Raw genomic sequence first — 22830 nt, forward strand, 5'->3', positions numbered from 1 at the left:
GGCACGAAGCGCACGTAAGCGCCCGTGACATGGGGAGAAAAGCGTGGGGCTCATCACAAAAAGCCAGGCACCGCTGGTCGGTGTCGATATCAGCTCGACAGCGGTAAAGCTGTTGCAGCTGTCGCGGTCGGGTGATCGCTATCGGGTCGAGCACTACGCCGTCGAGCCGTTGCCGCCGAATGCCGTGGTCGAAAAGGGCATCGTCGAGGTCGAGGCCGTCGGTGAGGCGATCCGGCGCGCGATGGCGCGCGCGGGCAGCAAGGCGAAGACCGCCGCCGCCGCGGTCGCCGGCTCGGCCGTGATCATCAAGCTGATCCCGATGCCGGCCGACCTCGACGACGAAGAGATGGAGTCGCAGGTCGAGCTCGAAGCAGTCAACTACATCCCGTACCCGATCGAGGAAGTGAACCTCGACTTCGAGGTGATGGGGCCGATGCCGGGCAACGCCGAGATGGTGCAGGTGATGCTCGCGGCCTCGCGTTCGGAGAGCGTCGAGATGCGCGCATCCGCGCTTGAGCTCGGCGGCCTCACCGCCAGGGTGATGGACGTCGAGGCCTTCGCGATCGAGAACGCCTTCGCACTGCTGGCCAATACGCTCAACGTGCCTCGCGACGGCATCGTCGCGCTGGTCGACATCGGCGCGACCATGACCACGCTGAGCATCCTGCGCAACGGCCGCAGCCTGTACACCCGCGAACAGGTGTTCGGCGGCAAGCAGCTCACCGACGAGGTGATGCGCCGCTACGGGCTGTCGTACGAAGAGGCCGGGCTCGCCAAGCGCCAGGGTGGCCTGCCCGAAAGCTACGAGATCGAAGTGCTGGAGCCCTTCAAGGAGGCGCTGGTCCAGCAGATCAGCCGCCTGCTGCAGTTCTTCTACGCCGGCAGCGAGTTCAACCGCGTCGACCAGGTGGTGCTGGCCGGGGGCTGCGCCTCCATCGCCGGGATCTCCGAGATGGTCGAAGAGCAGTTGGGCGTGCAAACCGTTGTGGCCAACCCGCTCGCGCAGATGACGCTCGGTCCGCGCGTGCAGGCCCACGCGCTGGCACAGGACGCGCCGGCCATGATGATCGCCTGCGGACTGGCGCTGAGGAGCTTCGACTGATGGCACGCATCAACCTCCTCCCGTGGCGCGCCGAGCGTCGCAAGCAGCGGCAGAAGGAATTCGGCGTCATGCTCGCGTTCGCGGCGCTCGCCGGCTTCGTGCTCTGGTTCATGGTCAACGGCTATTACAACGCCCAGATCGACGGCCAGAACACCCGTAACGCGTACCTCAAGGACCAGATCAAGCAGGTCGAGTCGCGGATCACCGAGATCGACGAGCTCGACCGCCAGAAGGCGCGCCTGCTGGCCCGCAAGGAAGTGATCGAGCAGCTGCAGGCCAACCGTTCGCAGATGGTCCACCTGTTCGACTCGCTGGTGCGCACGATCCCCGACGGCGTGGTGCTCACCTCGATCAAGCAGGTCGGCGAGAAGCTGACGCTCGAGGGCCGCTCGCAGTCCAACGCGCGCGTCAGTACCTACATGCGCAACCTCGAGGGTTCGGGCTGGATGACCAAGCCCGACCTTTCGATCATCGAAGCCCGCGACGGCGTGGCCGGCCTGCCGTATGCCTTCACCCTCGCGGTGCAGCTCGCCAACCCGAACGCGCCGAAGGACCTCGACGGCGACGGCATTCCGGATGCGGTGCCGCCGGTCGATTCCGCGCCTGCCGTAGATGCCGTGGCAGCTGGCCCCGCCGCGGCCGAGCCCGCCGCTGACGCACCCGCCGCCGGTGCCGCGCCAACCGTGGAGGACGCGCCGGCAGTTGAAGACGAGCCCGCCGTCCAGGCCGAGTCCGCCGCTGAAGAAGGAGCCGCATCGTGAGCAAGCGGAAGATGTCGCTCAAGGAGCTCGACTTCAACAACATCGGCTCGTGGCCGCGCGAGTACAAGATCGGTTTCTGCGTGATCGCGGGCCTGCTGATCTTCGGCCTGCTGTGGTGGGTCGTGACCCGCGACAAGGGCGACGAGCTCAAGGGCCTGGAGCGCACCGAGTCCGAGCTGCGCGCCGAGTTCGAGACCAAGCAGGGCCGTGCGGCCAACCTGGAGCCGCTGAAACTCCAGCTGGCGCAGATGGAGCAGCAGTTGCAGCAGATGCTGCGCCAGTTGCCCAGCCGCACCGAAATGCCCGACCTCATCGTCGACATCTCGCAGACGGCGCTGGCCACCGGCATCCAGAACGAGCTTTTCCAGCCTGGGGCGGAGACTCCGAAGGAGTTCTACGCCGAGAAGCCGATCGCGCTGCGCATGGTCGGCACCTACCACCAGTTCGGCGCCTTCGTCAGCGGCGTGGCCTCGCTGCCGCGGGTGGTGATCATGACCATGCACGACATCCAGCTGCGACCGCGTGGGGGCGACAAGGATCCGCGGGCAGGTATCCGTCCCAATGCGGCGCTCGAGCTTGCGGGAACGGTCAAGACCTACCGCTATCTGGACGAAGAAGAGGCGGCTGCGCAGGAAGCAGCGGCGGCGGCTGCCGCAGCACCCAAGGGGAAGCGCTGACATGGGCATGACATCCAACGCCGTCCGCGGCCTGGCCTGCCTGGCCGCCATTGCGGCGCTGGCCGGTTGCGGCCGGGGAATCACCAGCGAGCCCGCTGGTGCTCCGAACCTTGACGAGTGGGTGGCCAACGTGCGTGCGCGCCCGGCGCCGCCGCTCGACCCGCTGCCGGTGATGCAGCAGTTCGAAACCTTCGAGTACGCCGCGCAGGGCATGCGCGATCCGTTCAGCGCCGCCTTCACCAATGACAACGGGGGCAGTGGCCCGCGTCCGGATTCCAATCGCCGCAAGCAGACGCTGGAGCAGTTCCCGCTCGACAGCCTCGATATGGTCGGGTCCCTCGGTGCGGGCAGCAGCCTGAAGGCCCTGGTCCTGGCACCGGACAAGGTGACCTACCAGGTCAGCTCTGGCGTTTACATGGGCCAGAACGACGGCCGCGTCACCAGCGTTTCAGAAGACCGCATCGAACTCGTCGAACTCGTGCCAGACGGCGCGGGTGGCTGGCTGGAACGGCCTGCGTCGATCGCGCTCGAAGACAATTGATTAGGGGAAGCCAGATGACGTTCACCAACACGCAACGCCGTTCGTCGACCCGGCGGGCCCTGCCCCTCCGGGCAGGCGCCTGCGGTCTCCTCGCGGGCCTCGTCGCCGCCTTCGGGTCGGTCAGCGCCGCACCGAACCCGGGCGTGCCGATGGCCAGCTTCGCCCAGTCCTCCGCCGTGGCGGTCGACCCTGCCAAGCAGGTTCCGGCCGAAGTGGCCGTGACCGACATCGACTTCAAGCGCGGCGATGGCGGGGCCGGAAAGCTCGTGCTCCGCTTCGACGGCGAGGGCGCGGCCCCCGACCTGCGCACCGAGGGCGGTGCGGTCATCATCAACGTCGGCAACGCGTCACTGCCGGCATCGCTGCAGCGGCCGCTCAACGTCACCGACTTCGCCACGCCGGTGCAGCGCATCGACGCCAACCAGGGCGCCAAGGGCACCCAGATCGTGCTGAGCACGCAGGGCGCCTTCGAGCCGCTCGCGTACCAGACGGGCCGCGACTACATCGTCGAGATCGTGCCGCGCGCCGAGGCTCCGGGCCGCGCCGTGGGTGCATCGGCTGCGAACACCGTGGCAGCCACGGGCCAGACCGCCGCGGCCCAGGCCGCCGGGGGTGAGACCCGCGCGTATCGCGGCCGTCCGGTGACGTTCAACTTCCAGGATGTGCCGGTGCGCACCGTGCTGCAGCTCATCGCCGAGCTGTCGGACCTGAACATCGTCGCCAGCGACAACGTCACCGGCAACGTCACCCTGCGCCTGATCAACGTGCCGTGGGACCAGGCGCTGGACATCGTCCTGCAGGCCAAGTCGCTGGACAAGCGCCGCAGTGGCAACGTGGTCTGGGTGGCGCCGCAGGTGGAGATCGCGAAGTTCGAGCAGGACATCGCCAATGCCCGTCTGGCGCTCGAAGAGAGTGCGGAGATGTTGACGGAGTACATTCCGATTTCCTATGGCAGCGCCGAGGACATCGCCAAGCTCTTGACCGAGGAAAGCAAGAGCAGCCAAGGCAGCCAGGGTGGCCAAGGCGGACAGGGACGGCAGAGTCAGGGCTTCCTGTCGATGCGTGGCAGCCTCAGCCATGACCGCCGCACCAATACCTTGCTGGTGATCGATATCCCGCAACGTGTGGCTGAGATCAAGCGCCTGGTGTCGGAACTCGACAAGCCTGTGGACCAGGTGGTGATCGAAGCGCGGATCGTGATCGCAAACGAGTCGTTCGCGAGGGATCTGGGTGCGCGCTTCGGCGTTCGTGGCGTCAAGGATCGATTGATCAGTTCGGGTTCGATCGACGCCAACCATAATCTGATCCGATCAGCTGCAACTGCTCCGCCGGGCACGCCGCTCAGCTGGGGCAGTGAGGGCGTACTCAACAACGACTTCAGCATTCGTAACCTCAATCCCGGCTCGATTGCCTTCACCATTCTCGGCAACACCATCGATTGGGATCTGGAACTGCAGGCGCTGCAACAGGAGAACCGGGGCGAGGTGGTGTCCAATCCGCGGGTTGTCACCAGCAATCAACGTGAGGCGATCATTCGCCAAGGTCGTGAGGTGGGCTATCTCACGGTCACGGGTGGCCAGTCGAACTCCGTGCCGACCGTACAGTTCAAGGAAGCACTGCTTGAGCTGAAGGTTACTCCGACCATCACAGCCGACGGCCGCGTGTTCCTGAACCTCGCGGTCAAGAAGGACGAGATCGAGGATTACACCGAGATTATCGGTATCGGCTCAATTCCAAATCTTGCCAAGCGTGAAGTCACCACTGCAGTGCTGATCGAGGATGGTCAGACCGTCGTAATCGGCGGCGTCTATGAGTTCAGCGACCGGGACTCTCTCTCCAAGGTGCCGTTCCTGGGCGACCTGCCGATCATCGGCAACCTGTTCAAGACCAAAGGACGCGCCAAGGCCAAGGCCGAACTGCTGATCTTCGTCACTCCGCGCGTACTGCGCGTGGCGCCGCGCAGTTACTGACAGATGTCTCCAGATGCAGTGCGCGACGGGGCCTTCGGGCCCCGTCGTCGTTTCGGGACTTGCCCGCGCTGAACCATTGCGGCCGATTCGGGTCAAACTGCTCCCGACGCGTCCTGCGCCGCAACCCGGTTTCCCATGGATACGACCAGCGACGACGACGCCCGGCTCCACGGCCTCTTCACGGGCCTGCGCGAGGCGCTCTCTGCCGAAATCATCGGCCAGGCAGCCCTGGTCGAGCGCCTGCTCGTGGCCCTGCTCGCGGACGGCCACCTGCTGGTGGAGGGCGCGCCCGGACTGGCGAAGACCAGCGCCATCCGCGCCCTCGCCGCGCGCGTCGAAGCCGACTTCGCGCGGCTGCAGTTCACTCCCGACCTGCTGCCGTCCGACCTGACGGGCACCGAGGTCTGGCGTCCGCAGGACGGGCGCTTCGAGTTCCTGCCGGGCCCGATCTTCCACTCGCTGCTGCTGGCCGACGAGGTCAACCGCGCACCGGCCAAGGTGCAGTCGGCCCTGCTGGAAGCGATGGGCGAGCGCCAGGTCACCGTCGGTCGCCAGACCTATGCGCTGCCGGCGCTGTTCCTGGTGATGGCCACCCAGAACCCGATCGAACAGGAAGGCACCTTCCCGCTGCCCGAGGCGCAGCTCGACCGCTTCCTGATGCACGTGCGCGTGGGGTATCCGGAGGCGGACGCGGAGACCGCGATCCTCCGCCTGGCGCGCGAACGCGCCGCGGCCATGCTGCAGGCGCCTTCCGTTCCGGCGCAGCGCATCCCGCAGGCCGACGTGATGGCGGCGCGCAGCGCGGTGCTGGCGCTGCACATGGCGCCTGCGGTCGAGCGCTACCTGGTCGAAGTGGTGCTGGCCTCGCGTGACGCCGGGCGCTACGACGCGGAGCTGGCGCGGCGCATCGCCTGGGGTGCAAGCCCACGCGGTTCGATCGCGCTCGAGCGCTGCGCACGAGCGCACGCGTGGCTGGCCGGGCGAGATTTCGTGACGCCTGACGACGTGCGTGCGGTTGCGCCGGACGTCCTCCGCCATCGCGTGCTGCCCAGCTACGAGGCCACCGCAGAGGGCTGGGATGGCGAGCGCCTGGTGCAGGCCCTTCTGGCGCAGGTGCCTTTGCCATGATCCGCAGCTCGGCCGCCGGATCCGGAGGGCCGGGGCGGACGGCAGGCGCCTTGGAGGCGCAGGGCGGTGATCGTGCGGAGGAGGGCGGCATCGTGCCGACGCTTCCTGAGCTGATCGCGCTTCGCGGACTCGCCCATGCGCGCGGTCGCGTGCACCGCGCCGCCGGGGGCGCGCGAAGCCAGGCGCCCTCCGCGCTGCGCGGTCGCGGGATGGAATACGCCGAGTCGCGCGGGTACGCCATCGGTGACGATGCCCGCCATATCGACTGGCGGCTGACCGCGCGCAGCGGCAAGCCGCATACCAAGCTGTTCCAGGCCGAGCGCGAGCGACTGACCCTGCTCGTGGCCGACACTGCGCCCGCGCTCTATTTCGGGACCCGGGTTCGTTTCAAGTCGGTGCAGGCTGCCCGTGCCGGAGCCATTGCCGCCTGGCGCGCGGTTGCCGACGGCGATCGCATCGCTGCGCTGCGCGGCAGCGCGGCCGTGCCCCCGGTGCCTGCGGCGTCGGGCGCGCGCGGTGCGCTGCGGGTGCTCGATGCCCTCGTGCGCTGGTATGCGCAACCCCCCGAGGACGATGGCGGCCTCGAGCTCGCGCTCGACCACGCCCGGCGCCTGCTACGTCCGGGATCACGGCTGCTGGTGCTGGCGGATCCCGCGAGCGTCGCGGCCGTTCCGGCCGCGCGCTGGCCCGCGCTGACCGCCCACCACCAGGTCGTGGTGCTGTTGCTCACCGACCCGCTGGAGATGGCGCCACCGGAGGCCCTGTTGGCGTTCGCACCGGCAGGCGGCGATGCCGGTGCCCGCATCGAGCTCGACCTCGCCGCCGCGGGCCAGCGCCGTCGCTGGCGCGATGCGTTCGCAGGCCGCCTCGACGCCACGATCGCCGCACTGGCGGCGCGCGGCGTGCACGCCGTGCCTCTGTCCAGCGACGCGCCCAGCGATGCCTGGCTGGCCAGCAGCGATGCCGGGCGGCGCTGATGGGCGACGGCCTCGTCCTTCGCGATATCCACCTGTCGACGGCGCCGTCGTGGTGGCCGCCGGCCCCCGGCTGGTGGCTGCTCGCCGCGGCGATGCTGCTTGCCCTCGCTGCGCTCGTCGCCTGGCGTCTTCTTCGCGCACGCCGGCGGCGGCGCTGGCTCGCCCTGTTCGACGCCGAGGTCGATGCAGCACCGGATCCGGCCGCGGCCGTGGCCGCGATGTCGGCCCTGTTGCGTCGCGCCGCGAAGCGCCAGTACCCGGCCGCCGACCGGCTTGAAGGCCAGGCTTGGCTGGATCTGCTCGACGCGGGGCGCGATGCGCCACGCTTCGACGGTGCCCGCGGCGCGCTGCTGCTCGAGGGCCTGTTCCAGCGGGAGGTGGATGCCGCCGCGGTCGTTGACCTGCGTTACGCGGCGCGTGAACGTTTCATGGAGTGGGTGGAGGACCGCCGTTGAGCGTGCTCGCCTCAGCCATGCCGGCATTCGCCGGATTCGCCTGGCCCTGGCTGCTGCTTGCGCTGCCGCTCCCTTGGTTGCTGCGCGCGTTTTTGCCGCCCGCGCGCGATGGCGGGCTCGCCCTGCGGGTGCCGTGGACAGCGCGTCTGGCCGAGGTCGCGGCGGCACCTGGCACGCCGGCGCGCGGGCGCGGCCTGTCCTGGGCCGCCTGGCTGGGCTGGGTGCTGCTGTGCGTGGCCGCGGCGCGTCCGCTGGCCTTGGGGGAGGTGGTGCAGCCGCCCGACAGTTCGCGCGAACTCATGTTGGCCGTCGACCTCTCCGCCAGCATGGGCGAGCGCGACATGCTCGTTGGCAACGAGGTGGTGGACCGCCTGACCGCGGCCAAGGCCGTGATCGCCGACTTCGTGGCGCGTCGCCAGGGCGACCGCATCGGCCTGCTCGTGTTCGGTCGCGGTGCGTACGTGCTGGCGCCGGCCACCGCCGACCTGGACACGGTGCGCGAACAGCTGCTGGCCACCGAAGTCGCGTTGGCCGGGCGCGAAACCGCCATCGGCGACGCCATCGGCCTGGGCGTCAAGCGCCTGCAGGCGCAGCGCGAGGGCGAGCGCGTGCTGGTCCTGCTCACCGATGGCGTGAACACCGCCGGCGTGCTCGACCCGGAGAAGGCCGCGGAGATCGCGCGCGACGAAGGCGTGCGCATCCACACGATCGCGTTCGGTGGCGACGGCGAGGCGCTGTCGGTGTTCGGTTTCCGCCTGCCGAGCGGTGGCGTCGAGATCGACGAAGAGGCCTTGGCGCGGATCGCGGCGATGACCGGCGGCCGCAGCTTCCGCGCCCGCGACACCGATGCGCTGGCGGGGATCTATGACGAGATCGATCGCATCGAGCCGGTCGAAGCGCCCGGCGAGCCGGTGCGTCCCCGCCTCGAACGGTATCCCTGGCCGCTGTCGCTGGCGCTGTTTTGCGCCCTGCTCGCGGCAGTGCTTTCCTGGCGGAGGATCGCGCGGTGACCTTGCCGCTCACCGAACTGCAGTTCCTGCGGCCGGCCTGGCTGATCGCACTGCTGCTCCTGCCGCTGCTCGCCTGGACCTGGCGCCAGCGCGCACGCCGGCGCAGCGCCTGGCGCACGGCGGTGGATCCCCACCTGCTGCCCCGGCTGCTCGCTTCGCGCGGCACCGGGCGCGGCATGGGCCTGGCCGGCGCGGCTGCGCTCGTCGGTCTGGCGTTGGCGATCCTCGCCCTCGCCGGACCAAGCTGGCGCAGCGTGCCGCAGCCGCTCCAGCGCGGTGGTGGCGCACTGGTGATCGCACTCGACCTGTCCAGCGCGACGCTCGCCAACGACCTGCCGCCATCACGACTGCTGCAGGCCCGCGCGAAGCTTGGCGAGCTCTTGCGCGCGCATGCGGGCGATGTCGCGCTCGTCGCCTATGCCGATGATGCGTTCGTGGTGTCGCCGGTGACCGCCGACGCCGCCAATGTCGCGGTCTTCCTTGATGCCCTTGCGCCGGAACTGATGCCGGTGGATGGCCAGGACTCGGGCCGCGCGATCGATCTCGCCCGCGACCTGCTGGCGGGTGCCGGGCACGCACGCGGCCAGATCCTGTTGCTGACCGCGGAACCGGGCCAGGGTGGCACCCGCGCGGCTGCGCGCGCCGCGGCGGATGGCTACCAGGTCTCGGTCCTGGCGATGGGCACGGATGCGGGCGCGGGCTATCGCGAGCGCGACGGTGGGATCCACCGCAGCGCGCTTGATTCCGCCGGGCTGTGGGAGCTGGCTGCGGCAGGCGGCGGGCGCGTGCATGACTGGAATGCGCCCGCCGCGCAGATCGTGGATACGCCGGGCGGCGACGCCGCGGCCACCGCAACGGGCAACACAGCCAAAGCCGGCGAGGTGCTGGAAGACGGCGGCTACTGGCTGTTGCCCCTGGCCATGCTCCTGCTGCTGGCCGTGTTCCGTCGCGGCGGGGTGCTGGCCGCGCTGGCGCTGTGCCTGGTGTTGCCCGTGCAGCCGGCATTTGCCGTCGACGATCAGCCGCCACAGGCCAGCCCCTGGCGTCGCGCCGACCAGGCAATGCACGCGCGCAGCGTCGAGGCGGAGTCCGCCTATCGCGCGGGGGAATTCGAAGCCGCTGCGCGTGGCTTCGCCGACGTGCCCGGCGCCGACGCCGCCTACAACCGCGGCAATGCACTGGCCCGCGCCGGTCGCTACCGGGAAGCACTGGCTGCGTACGACGAGGCCCTGGCCGAGACGCCCGGCATGGCCGATGCCGCGGCCAACCGCGCCGCCGTCGAAGCGGCCATGCAGCGCCAGCAGCCACCCGCAGGCGGCGGCCGCGGCGGCGATGCCCCGCCCGATGGCGGGCAGGGCGGTGCCCCCGGACCTGATGACGGCAAGCGTGGCGAGCAGGGTCAGGGCGAGCCCGATGCGGACCCCGGTCGTGAGCCAGGCGAAGAGGCACCCGAAGACCCATCTCCGGATCCCGCCGATGCCGGCACCGACAGCGCGGACCCGCCTGCGGCCGACGACGCCGACGCCGACGCCCAGGCCCGCCAGCAGGCCGCCGACGAAGCGCAGCGCGAGGCGATGCAGCGCGCCCTCGACGCCGGCGCTGCGCGCGAAGGTGCGGGACAGGCCGGCGACGGCACGGAAACGCAGGTGCAGGCGGAGTCAACCGCCGCCAGGGAACGCGAGGAGGCCAACGCCGCCTGGCTGCGCCGTATCCCCGACGATCCTGGCGCCCTGCTGCGGGCGCGCTTCCGCAGCGAACACCTGCGCCGCCGCGCCGGAGAGCGCTGAACACATGGGCACGAAGATGAAATCCCGGATCCATTCCACCTGGCTTTTGCCGCTGCTGCTGTCGCTGCTGTCGCTACCAGCCCTGGTCCACGCGGAGACCCGCGCCTGGCTCGATCGCGACAGCATCGGGCTGGGCGAAACCGTCACCCTCAACATCGAGACCGACACCGGCGCACGCCCCGACTACGCACCGTTGCAGGATGGCTTCCAGATCGAACAGCGCAGCAGCCGCCAGTCGTTCGAGCAGCGCGCCGGCCAGACGGTCTCGCGCACGCTGTACGCCGTGGCGCTGCAGCCCGAGCGCGCAGGCGCGCTGACGATCCCTGCGCTTCGCGTGGGCAGCGAGCGCACCACGCCCATCACGCTCACCGTGGCCGCGGCCAGTGCCGCGTCGGTGCGCGCGCGCGGCCCGGTGTTCATCGAGGCTGAACTCGACGATGTCGCGCCTTACGTGCAACAGGCCGTCGGACTGCGGCTGCGGCTGTACTACGTCCCGCAGCTGCTGTCCGGGCAGTTCGACCAGGCGGCACCTGACGGCGGTGCGCTGCAACGCGCGGGCAGCGACGTGCAATACACGCGGGACATTGGCGGCCGTCGCTACCAGGTGGTCGAGCGCCGCTACGTGCTGGTGCCGGAGCGCAGCGGCCGGCTCGAACTGCCTCCGGCCCGTTTCCGTGGCCGCGGCGCCGGGAGCTGGTTCGACGACCTGTTCGGCGATGGCCAGCGCACGCTCTCCGCCGAGGGCCCCCGGCTCGTGCTCGAAGTGAAGCCCGTGCCCGATGCCGCGCCGCGACCGTGGCTGCCGTTGCACGGCGTGGAACTTCGCTGGCGGGAGGCGCCCGAAGGCGTGCGCGCCGGCGATGCGGCCACGGTCGAGCTCGAGCTCGTGGCCGATGGCGCGACCGCGGCACAGCTGGAGCCGCCGATGATCACCGTCGACCAGGGCGCACAGGTCTTTCCCGAACCGGCACAGCACGACGAGATGATCGAGGACGGCCGGCCGCGCGTGCGCATGGTGCGGCGCTTCGCGGTGCTGCCGGCGCGCGAGGGCCCGCTGCACATCGAAGGGCCGCGACTGCAGTGGTGGGACGTCAACGCCGACCGGATGCGCGAAGCGACGGTGCCCGCGCTGGAGCTCGACGTTGCCCCGGCCGTACCCGGAACCATCGCCGCGTCGCCACGTGGCGACGCGGGCCTGGTGCGCGTACCGGGCGTGCAACACGGCGTTGGTGGATGGGCGCTGGCGACGGTCGCCTTCGCCCTGCTGTGGCTGGCCACGCTGGCCTGGGCGCTGCAGTGGCGACAGCGGGCGCAGGCGGGCGACGCCGGCGCGGGTGGCGGTGACGCCGCTGCGGGGACCCCGGGCGTGCGGCGCCCGTGGCAGGGTTCGGCGCTGCGCAGGGCGCTGGATACCGGCGACCTGGGCGAGGTCGCCGCCGCACTGTGCGCACTGGCCCCCGCCGGCACCCCGGACCTCGATGCGCTCTCGCGGATGCTGTCACCCGGTCCGCAGCGCGAAGCCATCGCCGCCCTGCAGTGGGCGCGCTGGGGGCAGGGCGAAGGGGGGGCTTCGCAGGCGCGCGCGGCGGTGCGCGAAGCCTTTGCCCGCGGTCCCGACTGGCTGCCCGGGAACGGCGCCGCCGACGAGGCGCTGCCCCCGCTCTACCCCCGCTGAGCGGGTCGCGGGACGTGCTTTGCTAAGCTCCGCCGTCCACACCGTTCCGGGGAACACCGCATGACCGAGCCGACCGCGTCCACGGGGCAGCGCATGCCGCTGCACTGGAAAATCGCCATCGGCTTCGTCGCGGGCCTGCTGCTGGGCCTGTTCGTGCACTACGGCATCGGCCGCGAGGCCGGCTGGGTGCAGGGCCTGACCCAGTACGTCACGCAGCCCTTCTCGACCCTGTTCCTCAGCCTGATCTTCATGATGATCGTGCCGCTGCTGTTCTCGGCGCTGGTGGTGGGCGTGTCGGAGATGGGCGACGTGAAGTCGCTCGGGCGCATCGGCTGGAAGACCCTGGTCTGCACCGTGGTGCTCTCGGGCATCGCCGTGCTGCTGGGCCTGGTGATGGTGAACGTGTTCAAGCCCGGCGTGGGCGTCGATCCGGCGCTGGCGCAGCAGCTGCTGGCCGACAGCGCCGAGCGCACTGCGGCGATCGTCCGCGACAGCGGCGCGCAGCCCACCGGCGTGCAGATGCTGCTCGACATCGTGCCGCAGAACGTGATCGGCGCCGCCGCCAACAACGCCAACATCCTCGCGCTGATGTTCTTCGCGCTGATGTTCGGCGTCGGCATCGTGATGAGCCCGGACACGGCGCCGATCCGGACGCTCCGCCGCGGCATCGAGGGCATCTTCGAGATCTCGATGACGCTGATCGGCCTGATCATCCGCCTGGCGCCGGCGGCGGTGTTCTGTTTCATGTTCAATCTCGCAGTGCTGTTCGGCTGGGACCTGCTGCTGCGCCTGGGCGCCTTCGTGCTGGTGGTGGTCGGCGCGCTGGCCGTGCACATGCTGGTGGTGTACTCGCTGGCCCTGAGGTTCGTCGGCGGCTACTCGCCAGTGAAGTTCTTCAAGGGCGTGCAGGAAGCGATGCTGATGGCGTTCTCCACGGCGTCCAGCAACGCCACCCTGCCCACCGCGCTCAAGGTCGCCGACCGCGACCTGCACCTGCCGACCAAGGTCTCGCGCTTCGTGCTGACCATCGGCGCCACCGCGAACCAGAACGGCACCGCGCTGTTCGAGGGCGTGACGGTCATCTTCCTGGCGCAGTTCTTCGGCGTCGACCTGACGCTGGGGCAGCAGTTCATGGTGATGCTGGTCTGCATCCTTGGCGGCATCGGCACCGCCGGCGTGCCCTCGGGATCGCTGCCGGTGGTGGCGCTGATCTGCGCCATGGTCGGGGTGCCGCCGGAGGGCATCGGCCTGATCCTTGGCGTGAACCACTTCCTCGACATGTGCCGGACCACGGTCAATGTCACCGGCGACCTCGGCATCGCGGCCATTGTGTCGAAGGGGGAGCTGGATGCGCCGACCGACCTCGCGCCGGACAGATCCGAAGCGGCGCTCTGAAGCGGTGGGCTCAAGCGAGAGGCTGAAGCGAGGGGCTGCAGCAAGGGGCTGAACGAAGGGGCTGAAACCTGTGGGAGCGGCCATGGCCGCGATCCGGGCAGCGACGATCGCGGCCATGGCCGCTCCCACAGGGGGTGCTTCTGCCAGCATCGCTTCCACCAGGCCGCTCCCATCAGGACTGCTCCCACCAGGGACTGCTCCCATCAGGACCGCTCCGGGAGACTCGGCGGGCAGGGGATGGGACAATGGCGGCTTCGCCCGCCGCCCCTGCCGCCGAGACCATGACCAGCCCCAGCCGCCGAGACCTCGCCAACGCCATCCGTTTCCTCGCCGCCGACGCGGTCCAGGCCGCCAACTCCGGGCATCCCGGCATGCCGATGGGCATGGCCGACATCGCCGAAGTGCTGTGGAACGACTACCACAGCCACAACCCGAACAACCCGAAGTGGTTCAACCGCGACCGCTTCGTGCTCTCGAACGGCCACGGCTCGATGCTGCAGTACGCGCTGCTGCACCTGGCGGGCTACGACCTGCCGATCGAAGAGCTCAGGAACTTCCGCCAGCTCGGCCACCGCACACCGGGCCATCCCGAAAACTTCGTCACCGACGGCGTCGAGACCACCACCGGGCCCTTGGGCCAGGGCTTCGCCAACGCCGTGGGCTTCGCGCTGGCCGAAAAGTTGATGGCGCAGCGCTTCAACCGTCCCGAATACGCGGTGGTCGACCACCGCACCTGGGTGTTCCTGGGCGACGGCTGCCTGATGGAAGGCATCTCGCACGAGGCCGCCTCGCTCGCCGGCACCTGGGGCTTGGGCAAGCTGGTGGCGTTCTGGGACGACAACCACATCTCCATCGACGGCGACACCGCCGGCTGGTTCACCGACGACACCCCGGCGCGCTTCGAGGCCTACGGCTGGCGCGTGATTCGCGACGTCGACGGCCATGACGCCGCTGCCATCAAGGCCGCCATCGAGCGCGCGCTGCAGCACGACGACAAGCCGGTGCTGGTCTGCTGCCGCACCACGATCGGCTTCGGCTCCCCCGCCAAGGCCGGCAAGGAGTCCTCGCACGGCGCGCCGCTGGGCAACGACGAGCTCGAGGCCACGCGCAGGGCGCTGGGCTGGGAGCATGGCCCGTTCGAGATCCCGCAGGCGATCCGCGACGGTTGGCGCGCGAACAACGCCGGCACCGTGCGCGAAGAGCAGTGGAACCGGATGTTCGACGGCTATGCGCAGCGCCATCCGGAGCTCGCCGACGAACTGACCCGCCGCTCGCATGCCGAGCTGCCCGAAGGCTTCACCGCCGCCGCGGACGCGTACATCGCCAAGCTGCAGGCCGACAGCCCCAAGGTCGCCTCGCGCAAGGCCTCGCAGATGGCGATCGAAGCCTTCGCGCCGCTGCTGCCCGAACTGGTCGGCGGTTCGGCCGACCTCGCCGGCTCCAACCTCACCCTGTGGAGCGGCAGCAAGTCCGTGACCGGGGGCGATCCCGACGCGAACTACATCTACTACGGCGTGCGCGAGTTCGCGATGACCGCGATCTCCAACGGCCTGTCGCTGCACGGCGGCTTCATCCCGTACGACGCCACCTTCCTGGTGTTCAGCGACTACGCCCGCAACGCCGTTCGCATGAGCGCGCTGATGGGCGCGCACGCGATCCATGTCTACACGCATGACTCGATCGGACTGGGCGAGGACGGCCCGACGCACCAGCCGATCGAGCACATGGCCAGCCTGCGCCACATCCCCGGCAACGATGTCTGGCGTCCCTGCGACGCGGTCGAGTCGGCGGTGTGCTGGAAGGCCGCCATCGAACGCCGCGACGGCCCCAGCTGCCTGGTGTTCTCGCGCCAGAACCTTGCGCCGCAGGCACGCGACGCCGCGCAGGTGGCCGCGATCGAGCGCGGCGGCTATGTGTTGAAAGAGTCCGTCGGCGCCCCGGAACTGATCCTGATCGCCACCGGCTCGGAAGTGGGGCTGGCGATGGACGCTGCCGCGCAGCTGGGCGATTCCGTGCGCGTGGTGTCGATGCCCTCGAGCGATGTCTTCGACCGCCAGGACAAGGCCTGGCGCGAGTCGGTGCTGCCCGATGCCTGCCGCCGCCGCGTGGCGATCGAAGCCGGTGTCAGCGACTTCTGGCGCAAGTACGTGGGCCTCGACGGCGCCGTCATCGGCATCGACCGCTTCGGCGCCAGCGCGCCGGCCGAGGTGCTGTTCCCGCACTTCGGCTTCACGGTCGAGGCCGTGGTCGCCGCCGCGCACGCGCTCTGAAGCGCGCGGAGCCCGGGACAGCCATGGCACAGCGAGAGTGGGTGGCGCGCGCCATCCACACCATCGAGGCCGACTTCAACCGCTCGGCCGACACCCATCTGATCCCGATGGAGCTGCCCGGGTATCCGGGCATCGATGTCTACCTGAAGGACGAGTCGAGCCACCCGACCGGCAGCCTCAAGCACCGGCTGGCGCGCTCGCTGTTCCTGTACGCGCTCGCCAACGGCTGGCTGCGCGAGGGCCGGCCGGTGATCGAGGCGTCGAGCGGTTCCACCGCGGTGTCCGAAGCCTACTTCGCGCGCCTGCTTGGCCTGCCCTTCATTGCCGTGATTCCGGCCTCGACCTCGCCGGAGAAGATCGCCGCGATCGAGTTCCATGGCGGTCGCTGCCACCTGGTCGACACCGCCTGCGCGCTCGACGCCGAATCGCAGCGCGTGGCGCGCGAGAGCGGCGGCCACTTCATGGACCAGTTCACCTACGCCGAGCGCGCGACGGACTGGCGCGCGAACAACAACATCGCCGAGTCGATCTACCGGCAGATGGCCGAAGAGCCGCACCCGGTGCCGGCATGGATCGTCTGCAGCCCGGGCACCGGGGGTACCGCGGCCACGCTCGGCCGCTACGCGCGCTACCGCCGCCACGCCACCCGCGTGCTGTGCGCGGATCCTGAGGAATCGGTATTCCACGACGCCTACCGCGCGGCGGTGGCGGGCGAACCGTGGCGCCAGTTCACCCATCACTGCGGTTCGCGCGTCGAGGGCATCGGCCGGCCGCGCGTGGAGGCGAGCTTCATCCCGAGCTGCATCGACGGCATGGTCAAGGTGCCCGATGCGCTGGCGCTGGCAGCGATGCGCCACGTCAGCGCGACGCTCGGGCGCCGCGTCGGTGGTTCCACCGGCACCAACTTCGTCGGCGTGCTGCACGCCGCCCGTCGCATGCGCGAAGCCGGGCAGGACGGCTCGATCGTGACCATCCTCTGCGACAGCGGCGAACGCTACGCGCACAGTTATTACGCGCCAGCCTGGTATGAGGCCAACGGCATCGACGTCGAACGGGCGGATGCGGCGATCGCCGTGGCGGTCGCGGGCGGCGAGCTCCCCGTTCTCGCACCGCTCGGCGACGCCTGACCCGCCCCGAAGGCTTCCTGTGGGAGCGGCTATAGCCGCGACAGCCAGTTGCTGGGCATCGGCCGACATGCGGCGCTCCGTAATCGCGGCTATAGCCGCTCCCACACAAGCGCGACCGCCACGGCGACCGCCGCTCCGACTCGTGCGCGATCGCCGCTCTCGCACGAGGGCGGCGGGTACTTGACAACGGGTTTGTTTACGCTTGTAATCGATCCATGGTTTACAGGTGTAATCGATATGTCGATCAGTGATTCCGAAGCCGTGGTCATGGATGTCCTCTGGGGCGAGCATCCGCTGGCCGCCGAGGACGTGGTCGCGCGGCTGTCCGCGCGCAGCGACTGGGCCGAGCCCACCATCAAGACCCTGCTCAACCGCCTGCTGAAGAAGGGCGCCGTGCGCGCTGAACGCGATGGCCGGCGCTACCTGTATTCGCCGGTGCTCAGCCGCGACGCCTGGGTGGCGGGCCAGAGCGAAAGCGTGCTCGACCGTCTGTTCGGTGGTCGCGTCGCCCCGCTGGTGGCGCACTTCAGCGAGCGCGGGAAACTCAGCCAGGATGACATCGACGCCCTGCGGCGCCTGATCGAGGAGCTCGACGATGACCGTCGCTGAGTCCCTGCTGCGCTGGCTGGTCGACGGCAGCCTCGCGGCCACCGCGGCGCTGCTGCTGGTGCTGGCGCTGCGGCGGCCCCTGCAGCGGGCATTCGGTGCGCGCGTGGCCTACTGCGCCTGGGCGCTGGTGCCGCTGGCCCTGTTTGCAGCCGCGCTTCCGCGGCCGCAGGCGGGGCAGGTGCTCGCGCCCCAGTTGCTGGCCCTGCACCCGGGCGTGCTCGTCGTCGCCGGCTCCGACGCAGCCTCGGCAGGCGTCGCGGCCTCCGGCGTGAACTGGGTCGTGCTGGTGGCCGTCGCGTGGCTGCTTGGAGCCGCGTTGGCCGCGCTGCGCTTCGTGCATCGGCAGCGGCACTTCGTCGCCGCGCTGGGACGGCTGGAACGCAATGCCGATGGCAGCTGGCGCGGCGAACGCGTGGTCGGCCCGGCGGTGGTCGGCGGCCTTCGCCCGCGCATCGTGCTGCCCGCGGATTTCGAAACCCGCCACGCGCCGGAAGAGGTCGCGCTGGTGATCGCCCACGAGCGCGCGCACCTCGCGCGCGGCGATAGCCGCGCCAATCTGGCGGCGGTTGCGCTGCGCTGCCTGCAGTGGTTCAACCCGCTGCTGCATTTCGCCGAGCGCCGCTTCCGGCTCGACCAGGAACTCGCCTGCGACGCCACCGTGCTCGCGCGCCATCCCCACGCCCGCCGCCGCTACGCGGACGCGATGTTGAACGTGCAGCTGGCCGTCCCTGGACTGCCGGTCGGTTGCCATTGGCAGTCCAGCCAATCCTTGAAGGAACGCATCCTCATGTTGAAACAACCACAACACGGCGCCGGTCGCCGACGCGCCGGAGTCATCGTGCTGGGCGTCGTACTGGCAAGCTGCAGTTACGCCGCCTGGGCGGTCCGGCCCGTCGCCGTGCCGGAACCGCCTCCGGCCCCATCTGCACCGGAAGCCCCGCCCGCACCGCCTTCCGCGGCCCCGGCACCGCTGGCGCCACTGGCCACGCCGCCTGCGCCGCCTGTTCCCCCCGTTGCCCCCGCGTCGCCTGCACCGCTGCCAGGCGACGTGCCCGTCAATCGCACGCCACCGCCCCGGTATCCGGCAGAGGCCGCGGCGGCGAAGCAGGGCGGGCGCGTGCTGTTGAAGCTCCTTGTCGGCGCCGATGGCCGCGTCAAGGACGTCGTCGTGGAGCGCTCCGAGCCCGCGGGCGTGTTCGACGCGGTCACCGTGGAGGCCGCGAAGCAGTGGGTGTTCTCGCCAAAGCTCGTGGATGGCAAGCCGGTCGAGGGCTGGGTACGCGTGCCGGTGGACTTCGAAGCCTCGCAGGACGAGCCAGCCACGGGCCAGGGCCAGGCCAGACCTGCCGCGTCATAGCTCCTCTCGCCCGGGTGGCCACGTCTTGACTTCGTGGCTGCCCGGACGTCGGTTGCCGCGTTGCGTGCGGACCCCTTCGGGTGGCGTCGCCATCAGTCGAGTTGGTGCACGGCCTTCGCGAGCCGCTGCACTTCCCCGGGGTGATGGCTGACGTACAGCATCGGCAGCCGCACCTCGTCGCGCACCCGCTGCAGATAGGGGATCAGTTCTTCGCGACGTGCCTGGTCCAGCGCGGACAGCGGCTCGTCGAACAGCAGGATCGCCGGCTGCGAGAGCAGTGCGCGGCCGATCGCCACGCGCTGCGCCTCGCCGCCCGAGAGGTTGGCGGTGCGTCGCCGCAGCAGCGCTTCGATCCCGAGCAGGGTGACCACGGCCTCAAGCTCGAAACGCTTTGCACTGGCAGCCGCAGAGTGGCGGCCGTAAAGCAGGTTGCCGCGCACGTCGAGATGCGGGAACAGGCGCGGATCCTGGAACACATAGCCGACGCGCCGCCGATGCACGGGCAGGTCGATGCCGCGCTCGGCGTCGAACAGCACCTGGCCGTCGACTTCGATGCGACCGGCCCGCGGCTTCACCAGCCCCGCGATGGCGTTGAGCACGGTGGTCTTGCCCGCGCCCGAGGGACCGGTGAGCGCGATCACGCGGGCCGCATCCTCGATCCGCACGCGGCGTTCGAAGCGGCCGCGGCGCAGCTCGATATCGAGGCTCAGCATGCCGAAGCTCCCCGGGCCGGTGCGCCGCTCATGCGTCGCTCCCGTCGCCGCGGCGCCCGTGCTGCCGCTGCACCAGCCACTCCGAAGCCAACAGCGCCAGCAGCGAGATCGCGACCGCCACCAGCGCCAGGCGCCAGATCCCGAGTTCGCCGCCGGGCACCTGCATCAGCTCATAGATCGCGGACGAGATGGTCTGCGTTTCGCCGGGGATGTTGGATACGAAGGTGATCGTGGCGCCGAACTCGCCCAGCGCCTTGGCAAAGGCCAGCACGCCGCCGGCGACGATGCCCGGCCAGGCCAGCGGCAGGGTCACCGTGGCGAACACCCGCCAGGGTCCCGCCCCCAGCGTGGCTGCGGCCTGTTCGAGGCGGCGGTCGACGGATTCGATCGACAGCCGGATCGCACGCACCATCAGCGGGAAACCCATGATCGCGCTGGCCAGCGCCGCGCCGGTCCACTGGAACGCGAAGCGGATGCCGAGGTGCTCGGCGAGGAAGGCGCCGACCGCGCCCTGGCTGCCGAAGGCCACCAGCAGCGCATAGCCCACCACCACCGGCGGCAGCACCAGCGGCAAGTGCACCAGCGCGTCGAGCAGGGCCTTGCCCGGGAAGCGCTTGCGCGCCAGCACCCAGGCCACCGCGATGCCCACCGGCAAGCTGGCCAGCGCTGCGACGCAGGCGACCTTGAGGCTGAGCGCGATGGCGGTGAGTTCCGCGGGGCTGAAGTCGGGCATGTGGTTCGGGGTTCGCGCGGGCGTCCGGCCTCAGCGCGTGCTGAGCCCGTGGCTGCGGAAGATCGCGCGTGCGTCGCGACCCTGCAGCCACTGCAGGAAGGGAACCGCATGCAGGTGCCTGCTCGCGCTCACGCGCGCTGCCGGATACACGATGTCCGGGTGCGACCCGGCGGGAAACGTGGCCAGCACGCGCACCCTCGGCTCGGCCAGGGCGTCGCTGCCGTACACCACGCCCAGCGGAGCTTCGCCGCGCGCCACCAGCATCAAGGCCGCGCGCACGTTCTCGACGCCGGCCACGCGCGGCGCAAGCGCCTCCCACATGCCCAGTGATTCGAATGCGGCCTTCGCGTACCTGCCTGCAGGCACGCTGTCGACCATGCCCAGCGCGATGCGGCCGCGCTTGCCGAGCAGCGGCCGCAGGTCGAGGCCCGGGCGTAGCGGGACCGGCTTCAATGCGGAAGCGGCGGGGGCGACCAGCACCAAGGTATTGCCGAACAGTTCCGCGCGCGTCCCGGCATCGACCATGTCGCGCGACTGCAATTCGTCCATCCATTCCAGGTCGGCGGAGACGAACACGTCCGCCGGCGCGCCCTGTGCGATCTGCCGCGCCAGCGCAGAACTGGCGGCATACGAGACGCGCACGGGCTGCCCGGTAGCGGCTCCGTAGGCAGCCGCGGCGGCGTCCATCGACTCCTTCAGGCTGGCGGCGGCGAACACGGTGAGCGGCCTGTCGGCGGCGACGGCCTCGTCGACACCCGGGAGCAGCAGGGCCATGGCCACGAGACCGCACAGGCCGAGCATGAAGCGGCGGGAACGCGTCATCGCGCGGCCTACAGCGTGTCCAGTGGAAGTTCGAGGTAGCGCACGCCGTTGCCATGCGGCTCGGGCAGCGCGCCGGCGCGGATGTTGACCTGCACCGAAGGGATGATCAGCGCCGGCATCGCGAGCGTGGCGTCGCGCGCCTCGCGGATAGCGACGAAAGCCGCCTCGTCCACGCCTTCGTGTAGATGGATGTTGCCGCGCTTCTGTGCGCCGATGCTGGTCTCGCATGCCGGCGCGCGGCCGTCGGGGCCGTAGTCGTGGCAAACGAACACGCGGGTCTCGTCGGCCAATTCCGTGAACAACGTCTGGACCGAGCGGTACAGCGTGGCTGCGCTGCCGCCGGGGAAGTCGCAGCGCGCGCTGCCGCCATCGGGCATGAACAGCGAATCACCGGTGAACAGCGCGTCGCCCATGAGGTAGGCGCAGCTGTCGGCGGTATGGCCCGGCACCGGCAGCACGCGACAGGCGATGCCGCCGAGCGCGAAGGTTTCATCGGCGGTGAACAGGTGGTCGAACTGCGAGCCATCAATCGCGAAGCCGGGGCCCAGGTCGAAGACGTCGCGGAAGCGCGCCTGCACGTCGCGGATGCCGCTGCCGATGGCTACGGGCGCCTCGGGCCAATGCGTGGTTTTCAGCCACTGCGCGGCCGACAGGTGGTCGGCATGGGCGTGTGTCTCGAGCAGCCAGCGCACGCGATATCCGTGCGCCTTGACGCAGTCGACCAGCGCCTGGGCCGCCGTGGTGGCCGTGCGCCCGGAGGCCATGTCGAAATCCAGCACCGGGTCGATGATCGCGGCGTCGCCGCTGGCCGCGTCCGCGACCACGTAGCTCCACGTGCCGGTGCCGGCATGGTGGAACGGGTGGACGGCGGGCGTGGCGGCGCTCACGGTCGTGGGCTGGGCGGAGCGAGCGCGTAGTTGAGCAGTGCCGCGAGGCGATGGCCGGCCTCGCGAAGGCGGCGTTCGGCCAGCGGCCGGCGCTCGTCGAGGAAGGCGGTGTCGATCGCGTGCGCGCCGTCGGCGGGATAGATGTCGCCGGCTTCCACCAGTCGGCAGGACTCCAGCGCCCATTCCAGGATCGGGCGATCCGAGCCGAGGGTCGGGTCGTCGGGCAGCGGCGTCTGCATCAGCTCCGCGGCGTAGGCCTCCGCTGCCAGTTCGCGGCGCGCGAGGATGGTGCCATCCCAGATCCGGTGCAGGTTGCTGCCCTCGCCATCCAGGTTCACCTGGTAGTCGTTGCCGCCCTTGTCGTCGCGTGGGCTGGCATGCAGCGGCTGGTGCAGGTCACCCACGAAATGCACGACGTACTTGAGCGCGGCCGCGCGCGATGCGTCTTCCGCTTGGGGATCGGCGAGCGTGCGGAACTTCAGGTTGGCCTGGGTGACGATGCAGTTGTTGCCGCGGCAGTCGCGCGGCGGTTCGAAGCCGCAGCGACCGTCGAAATTGATGTAGTGCCAGCGCGCCGTCATCCTGGCGAAATCCGGGTCTTTTTCGCGCTGCTCGTCGGCCCAGGTCGAAATGGCGGCGAGGGTCGGTTCGGGTTCGTCGGCGAGCAGGCGATCGACCTCCGCGCGGGCTTCGGGCGTGAGGTTGGCTTCGGCGATCCGGGCCACGATGCGGTGGCCTTCGGCGCTCCAGGCCAGGGCATCGCCGGCAAAGAATGCACAGGCAAGGGCGACGACGGGGAGGAAACGATGCATGGGGCGGACTCGGTTCGGGCGC

Annotated in this window: 21 protein-coding genes; 16 read left to right on the forward strand and 5 right to left on the reverse strand. The window is 70.3% G+C overall.

What is annotated here, in order from left to right; translation table 11 throughout:
- Positions 1-43 precede the first annotated feature (43 nt).
- The 16 genes from ACW5E8_RS08195 to ACW5E8_RS08270 all read left to right on the forward strand — a co-directional run bounded on the left by ACW5E8_RS08195 (position 44) and on the right by ACW5E8_RS08270 (position 18841).
- Positions 44-1102, forward strand: coding sequence for a pilus assembly protein PilM (locus ACW5E8_RS08195; protein WP_456964963.1), 1059 nt, complete (start codon positions 44-46; stop codon positions 1100-1102).
- On the forward strand, positions 1102-1863 hold the full coding sequence (locus ACW5E8_RS08200; RefSeq protein WP_456964964.1) for a PilN domain-containing protein: 762 nt from the start codon (positions 1102-1104) through the stop codon (positions 1861-1863). Before ACW5E8_RS08195 ends, ACW5E8_RS08200 begins: the two co-directional genes overlap by 1 nt.
- 11 nt (positions 1864-1874) lie before the next feature.
- Positions 1875-2540 (forward strand): type 4a pilus biogenesis protein PilO, encoded by a 666-nt coding sequence (locus ACW5E8_RS08205; protein WP_456965273.1) that lies wholly within the window; start codon positions 1875-1877, stop codon positions 2538-2540.
- A gap of 7 nt (positions 2541-2547) precedes the next feature.
- On the forward strand, positions 2548-3081 hold the full coding sequence (locus ACW5E8_RS08210) for a pilus assembly protein PilP (protein ID WP_456965274.1): 534 nt from the start codon (positions 2548-2550) through the stop codon (positions 3079-3081).
- 14 nt (positions 3082-3095) lie between these two features.
- The gene (locus ACW5E8_RS08215; protein ID WP_456964965.1) at positions 3096-5051 is read left to right on the forward strand and encodes a type IV pilus secretin PilQ; all 1956 of its coding nucleotides are present in this window, start codon (positions 3096-3098) and stop codon (positions 5049-5051) included.
- A gap of 135 nt (positions 5052-5186) precedes the next feature.
- Positions 5187-6179, forward strand: coding sequence for an AAA family ATPase (locus tag ACW5E8_RS08220; RefSeq protein ID WP_456964966.1), 993 nt, complete (start codon positions 5187-5189; stop codon positions 6177-6179).
- Positions 6180-6229: 50 nt separating this feature from the next.
- Positions 6230-7156 (forward strand): DUF58 domain-containing protein, encoded by a 927-nt coding sequence (locus ACW5E8_RS08225; protein WP_456965275.1) that lies wholly within the window; start codon positions 6230-6232, stop codon positions 7154-7156.
- A complete protein-coding gene (locus ACW5E8_RS08230) occupies positions 7156-7611 on the forward strand; it encodes a DUF4381 family protein (protein WP_456964967.1) in 456 nt (151 codons plus the stop codon). Before ACW5E8_RS08225 ends, ACW5E8_RS08230 begins: the two co-directional genes overlap by 1 nt.
- A gap of 17 nt (positions 7612-7628) precedes the next feature.
- On the forward strand, positions 7629-8621 hold the full coding sequence (locus ACW5E8_RS08235) for a vWA domain-containing protein (RefSeq protein WP_456965276.1): 993 nt from the start codon (positions 7629-7631) through the stop codon (positions 8619-8621).
- Positions 8618-10408, forward strand: coding sequence for a VWA domain-containing protein (locus tag ACW5E8_RS08240; protein WP_456964968.1), 1791 nt, complete (start codon positions 8618-8620; stop codon positions 10406-10408). The genes ACW5E8_RS08235 and ACW5E8_RS08240 overlap by 4 nt, the downstream gene beginning before the upstream one ends.
- Before the next feature lie 4 nt (positions 10409-10412).
- Positions 10413-12083: a BatD family protein gene (locus tag ACW5E8_RS08245; protein ID WP_456964969.1), complete on the forward strand. Its 1671-nt coding sequence runs from the start codon at positions 10413-10415 to the stop codon at positions 12081-12083.
- A gap of 60 nt (positions 12084-12143) precedes the next feature.
- Positions 12144-13478: a dicarboxylate/amino acid:cation symporter gene (locus ACW5E8_RS08250; protein ID WP_456964970.1), complete on the forward strand. Its 1335-nt coding sequence runs from the start codon at positions 12144-12146 to the stop codon at positions 13476-13478.
- 281 nt (positions 13479-13759) lie between these two features.
- A complete protein-coding gene (tkt, locus tag ACW5E8_RS08255) occupies positions 13760-15748 on the forward strand; it encodes a transketolase (RefSeq protein WP_456965277.1) in 1989 nt (662 codons plus the stop codon).
- A 23-nt stretch (positions 15749-15771) separates the two neighbouring features.
- The gene (locus ACW5E8_RS08260; RefSeq protein ID WP_456964971.1) at positions 15772-16875 is read left to right on the forward strand and encodes a PLP-dependent cysteine synthase family protein; all 1104 of its coding nucleotides are present in this window, start codon (positions 15772-15774) and stop codon (positions 16873-16875) included.
- Between the two features lie 237 nt (positions 16876-17112).
- Positions 17113-17484: a BlaI/MecI/CopY family transcriptional regulator gene (locus ACW5E8_RS08265; protein WP_456964972.1), complete on the forward strand. Its 372-nt coding sequence runs from the start codon at positions 17113-17115 to the stop codon at positions 17482-17484.
- The gene (locus ACW5E8_RS08270; protein WP_456964973.1) at positions 17471-18841 is read left to right on the forward strand and encodes a TonB family protein; all 1371 of its coding nucleotides are present in this window, start codon (positions 17471-17473) and stop codon (positions 18839-18841) included. The genes ACW5E8_RS08265 and ACW5E8_RS08270 overlap by 14 nt, the downstream gene beginning before the upstream one ends.
- Positions 18842-18933: 92 nt before the next feature.
- Here the strand turns inward: ACW5E8_RS08270 and ACW5E8_RS08275 are convergent, their stop codons facing one another.
- Genes ACW5E8_RS08275 through ACW5E8_RS08295 form a run of 5 tightly spaced genes read right to left on the reverse strand, consistent with a single transcriptional unit; the run spans position 18934 to position 22808 of the window.
- Positions 18934-19554 (reverse strand): ATP-binding cassette domain-containing protein, encoded by a 621-nt coding sequence (locus ACW5E8_RS08275; protein WP_456964974.1) that lies wholly within the window; start codon positions 19552-19554, stop codon positions 18934-18936.
- Positions 19555-19582: 28 nt separating this feature from the next.
- A complete protein-coding gene (gene modB, locus ACW5E8_RS08280) occupies positions 19583-20287 on the reverse strand; it encodes a molybdate ABC transporter permease subunit (RefSeq protein ID WP_456964975.1) in 705 nt (234 codons plus the stop codon).
- A gap of 30 nt (positions 20288-20317) precedes the next feature.
- A complete protein-coding gene (modA, locus tag ACW5E8_RS08285) occupies positions 20318-21109 on the reverse strand; it encodes a molybdate ABC transporter substrate-binding protein (protein WP_456964976.1) in 792 nt (263 codons plus the stop codon).
- Positions 21110-21117: 8 nt separating this feature from the next.
- The gene (locus ACW5E8_RS08290) at positions 21118-21996 is read right to left on the reverse strand and encodes an MBL fold metallo-hydrolase (RefSeq protein WP_456964977.1); all 879 of its coding nucleotides are present in this window, start codon (positions 21994-21996) and stop codon (positions 21118-21120) included.
- Positions 21993-22808: a S1/P1 nuclease gene (locus tag ACW5E8_RS08295; RefSeq protein ID WP_456964978.1), complete on the reverse strand. Its 816-nt coding sequence runs from the start codon at positions 22806-22808 to the stop codon at positions 21993-21995. Before ACW5E8_RS08295 ends, ACW5E8_RS08290 begins: the two co-directional genes overlap by 4 nt.
- Between the last annotated feature and the right edge of the window lie 22 nt (positions 22809-22830).

The sequence above is a fragment of the Luteimonas sp. A649 genome, assembly GCF_054072735.1.

What these genes read in the sequence shown, in the direction of transcription:
- ACW5E8_RS08200 (WP_456964964.1), top strand. Translation starts at nt 1,102, where the DNA reads ATGGCACGCATCAACCTCCTCCCGTGGCGCGCCGAGCGTCGCAAGCAG.
- ACW5E8_RS08205 (WP_456965273.1), top strand. Translation starts at nt 1,875, where the DNA reads ATGTCGCTCAAGGAGCTCGACTTCAACAACATCGGCTCGTGGCCGCGC.
- ACW5E8_RS08210 (WP_456965274.1), top strand. Translation starts at nt 2,548, where the DNA reads ATGACATCCAACGCCGTCCGCGGCCTGGCCTGCCTGGCCGCCATTGCG.
- ACW5E8_RS08215 (WP_456964965.1), top strand. Translation starts at nt 3,096, where the DNA reads ATGACGTTCACCAACACGCAACGCCGTTCGTCGACCCGGCGGGCCCTG.
- ACW5E8_RS08220 (WP_456964966.1), top strand. Translation starts at nt 5,187, where the DNA reads ATGGATACGACCAGCGACGACGACGCCCGGCTCCACGGCCTCTTCACG.
- ACW5E8_RS08230 (WP_456964967.1), top strand. Translation starts at nt 7,156, where the DNA reads ATGGGCGACGGCCTCGTCCTTCGCGATATCCACCTGTCGACGGCGCCG.
- ACW5E8_RS08235 (WP_456965276.1), top strand. Translation starts at nt 7,629, where the DNA reads ATGCCGGCATTCGCCGGATTCGCCTGGCCCTGGCTGCTGCTTGCGCTG.
- ACW5E8_RS08245 (WP_456964969.1), top strand. Translation starts at nt 10,413, where the DNA reads ATGGGCACGAAGATGAAATCCCGGATCCATTCCACCTGGCTTTTGCCG.
- ACW5E8_RS08250 (WP_456964970.1), top strand. Translation starts at nt 12,144, where the DNA reads ATGACCGAGCCGACCGCGTCCACGGGGCAGCGCATGCCGCTGCACTGG.
- tkt (WP_456965277.1), top strand. Translation starts at nt 13,760, where the DNA reads ATGACCAGCCCCAGCCGCCGAGACCTCGCCAACGCCATCCGTTTCCTC.
- ACW5E8_RS08260 (WP_456964971.1), top strand. Translation starts at nt 15,772, where the DNA reads ATGGCACAGCGAGAGTGGGTGGCGCGCGCCATCCACACCATCGAGGCC.
- ACW5E8_RS08265 (WP_456964972.1), top strand. Translation starts at nt 17,113, where the DNA reads ATGTCGATCAGTGATTCCGAAGCCGTGGTCATGGATGTCCTCTGGGGC.
- ACW5E8_RS08270 (WP_456964973.1), top strand. Translation starts at nt 17,471, where the DNA reads ATGACCGTCGCTGAGTCCCTGCTGCGCTGGCTGGTCGACGGCAGCCTC.
- ACW5E8_RS08275 (WP_456964974.1), bottom strand. Translation starts at nt 19,554, where the DNA reads ATGCTGAGCCTCGATATCGAGCTGCGCCGCGGCCGCTTCGAACGCCGC.
- modB (WP_456964975.1), bottom strand. Translation starts at nt 20,287, where the DNA reads ATGCCCGACTTCAGCCCCGCGGAACTCACCGCCATCGCGCTCAGCCTC.
- modA (WP_456964976.1), bottom strand. Translation starts at nt 21,109, where the DNA reads ATGACGCGTTCCCGCCGCTTCATGCTCGGCCTGTGCGGTCTCGTGGCC.
- ACW5E8_RS08295 (WP_456964978.1), bottom strand. Translation starts at nt 22,808, where the DNA reads ATGCATCGTTTCCTCCCCGTCGTCGCCCTTGCCTGTGCATTCTTTGCC.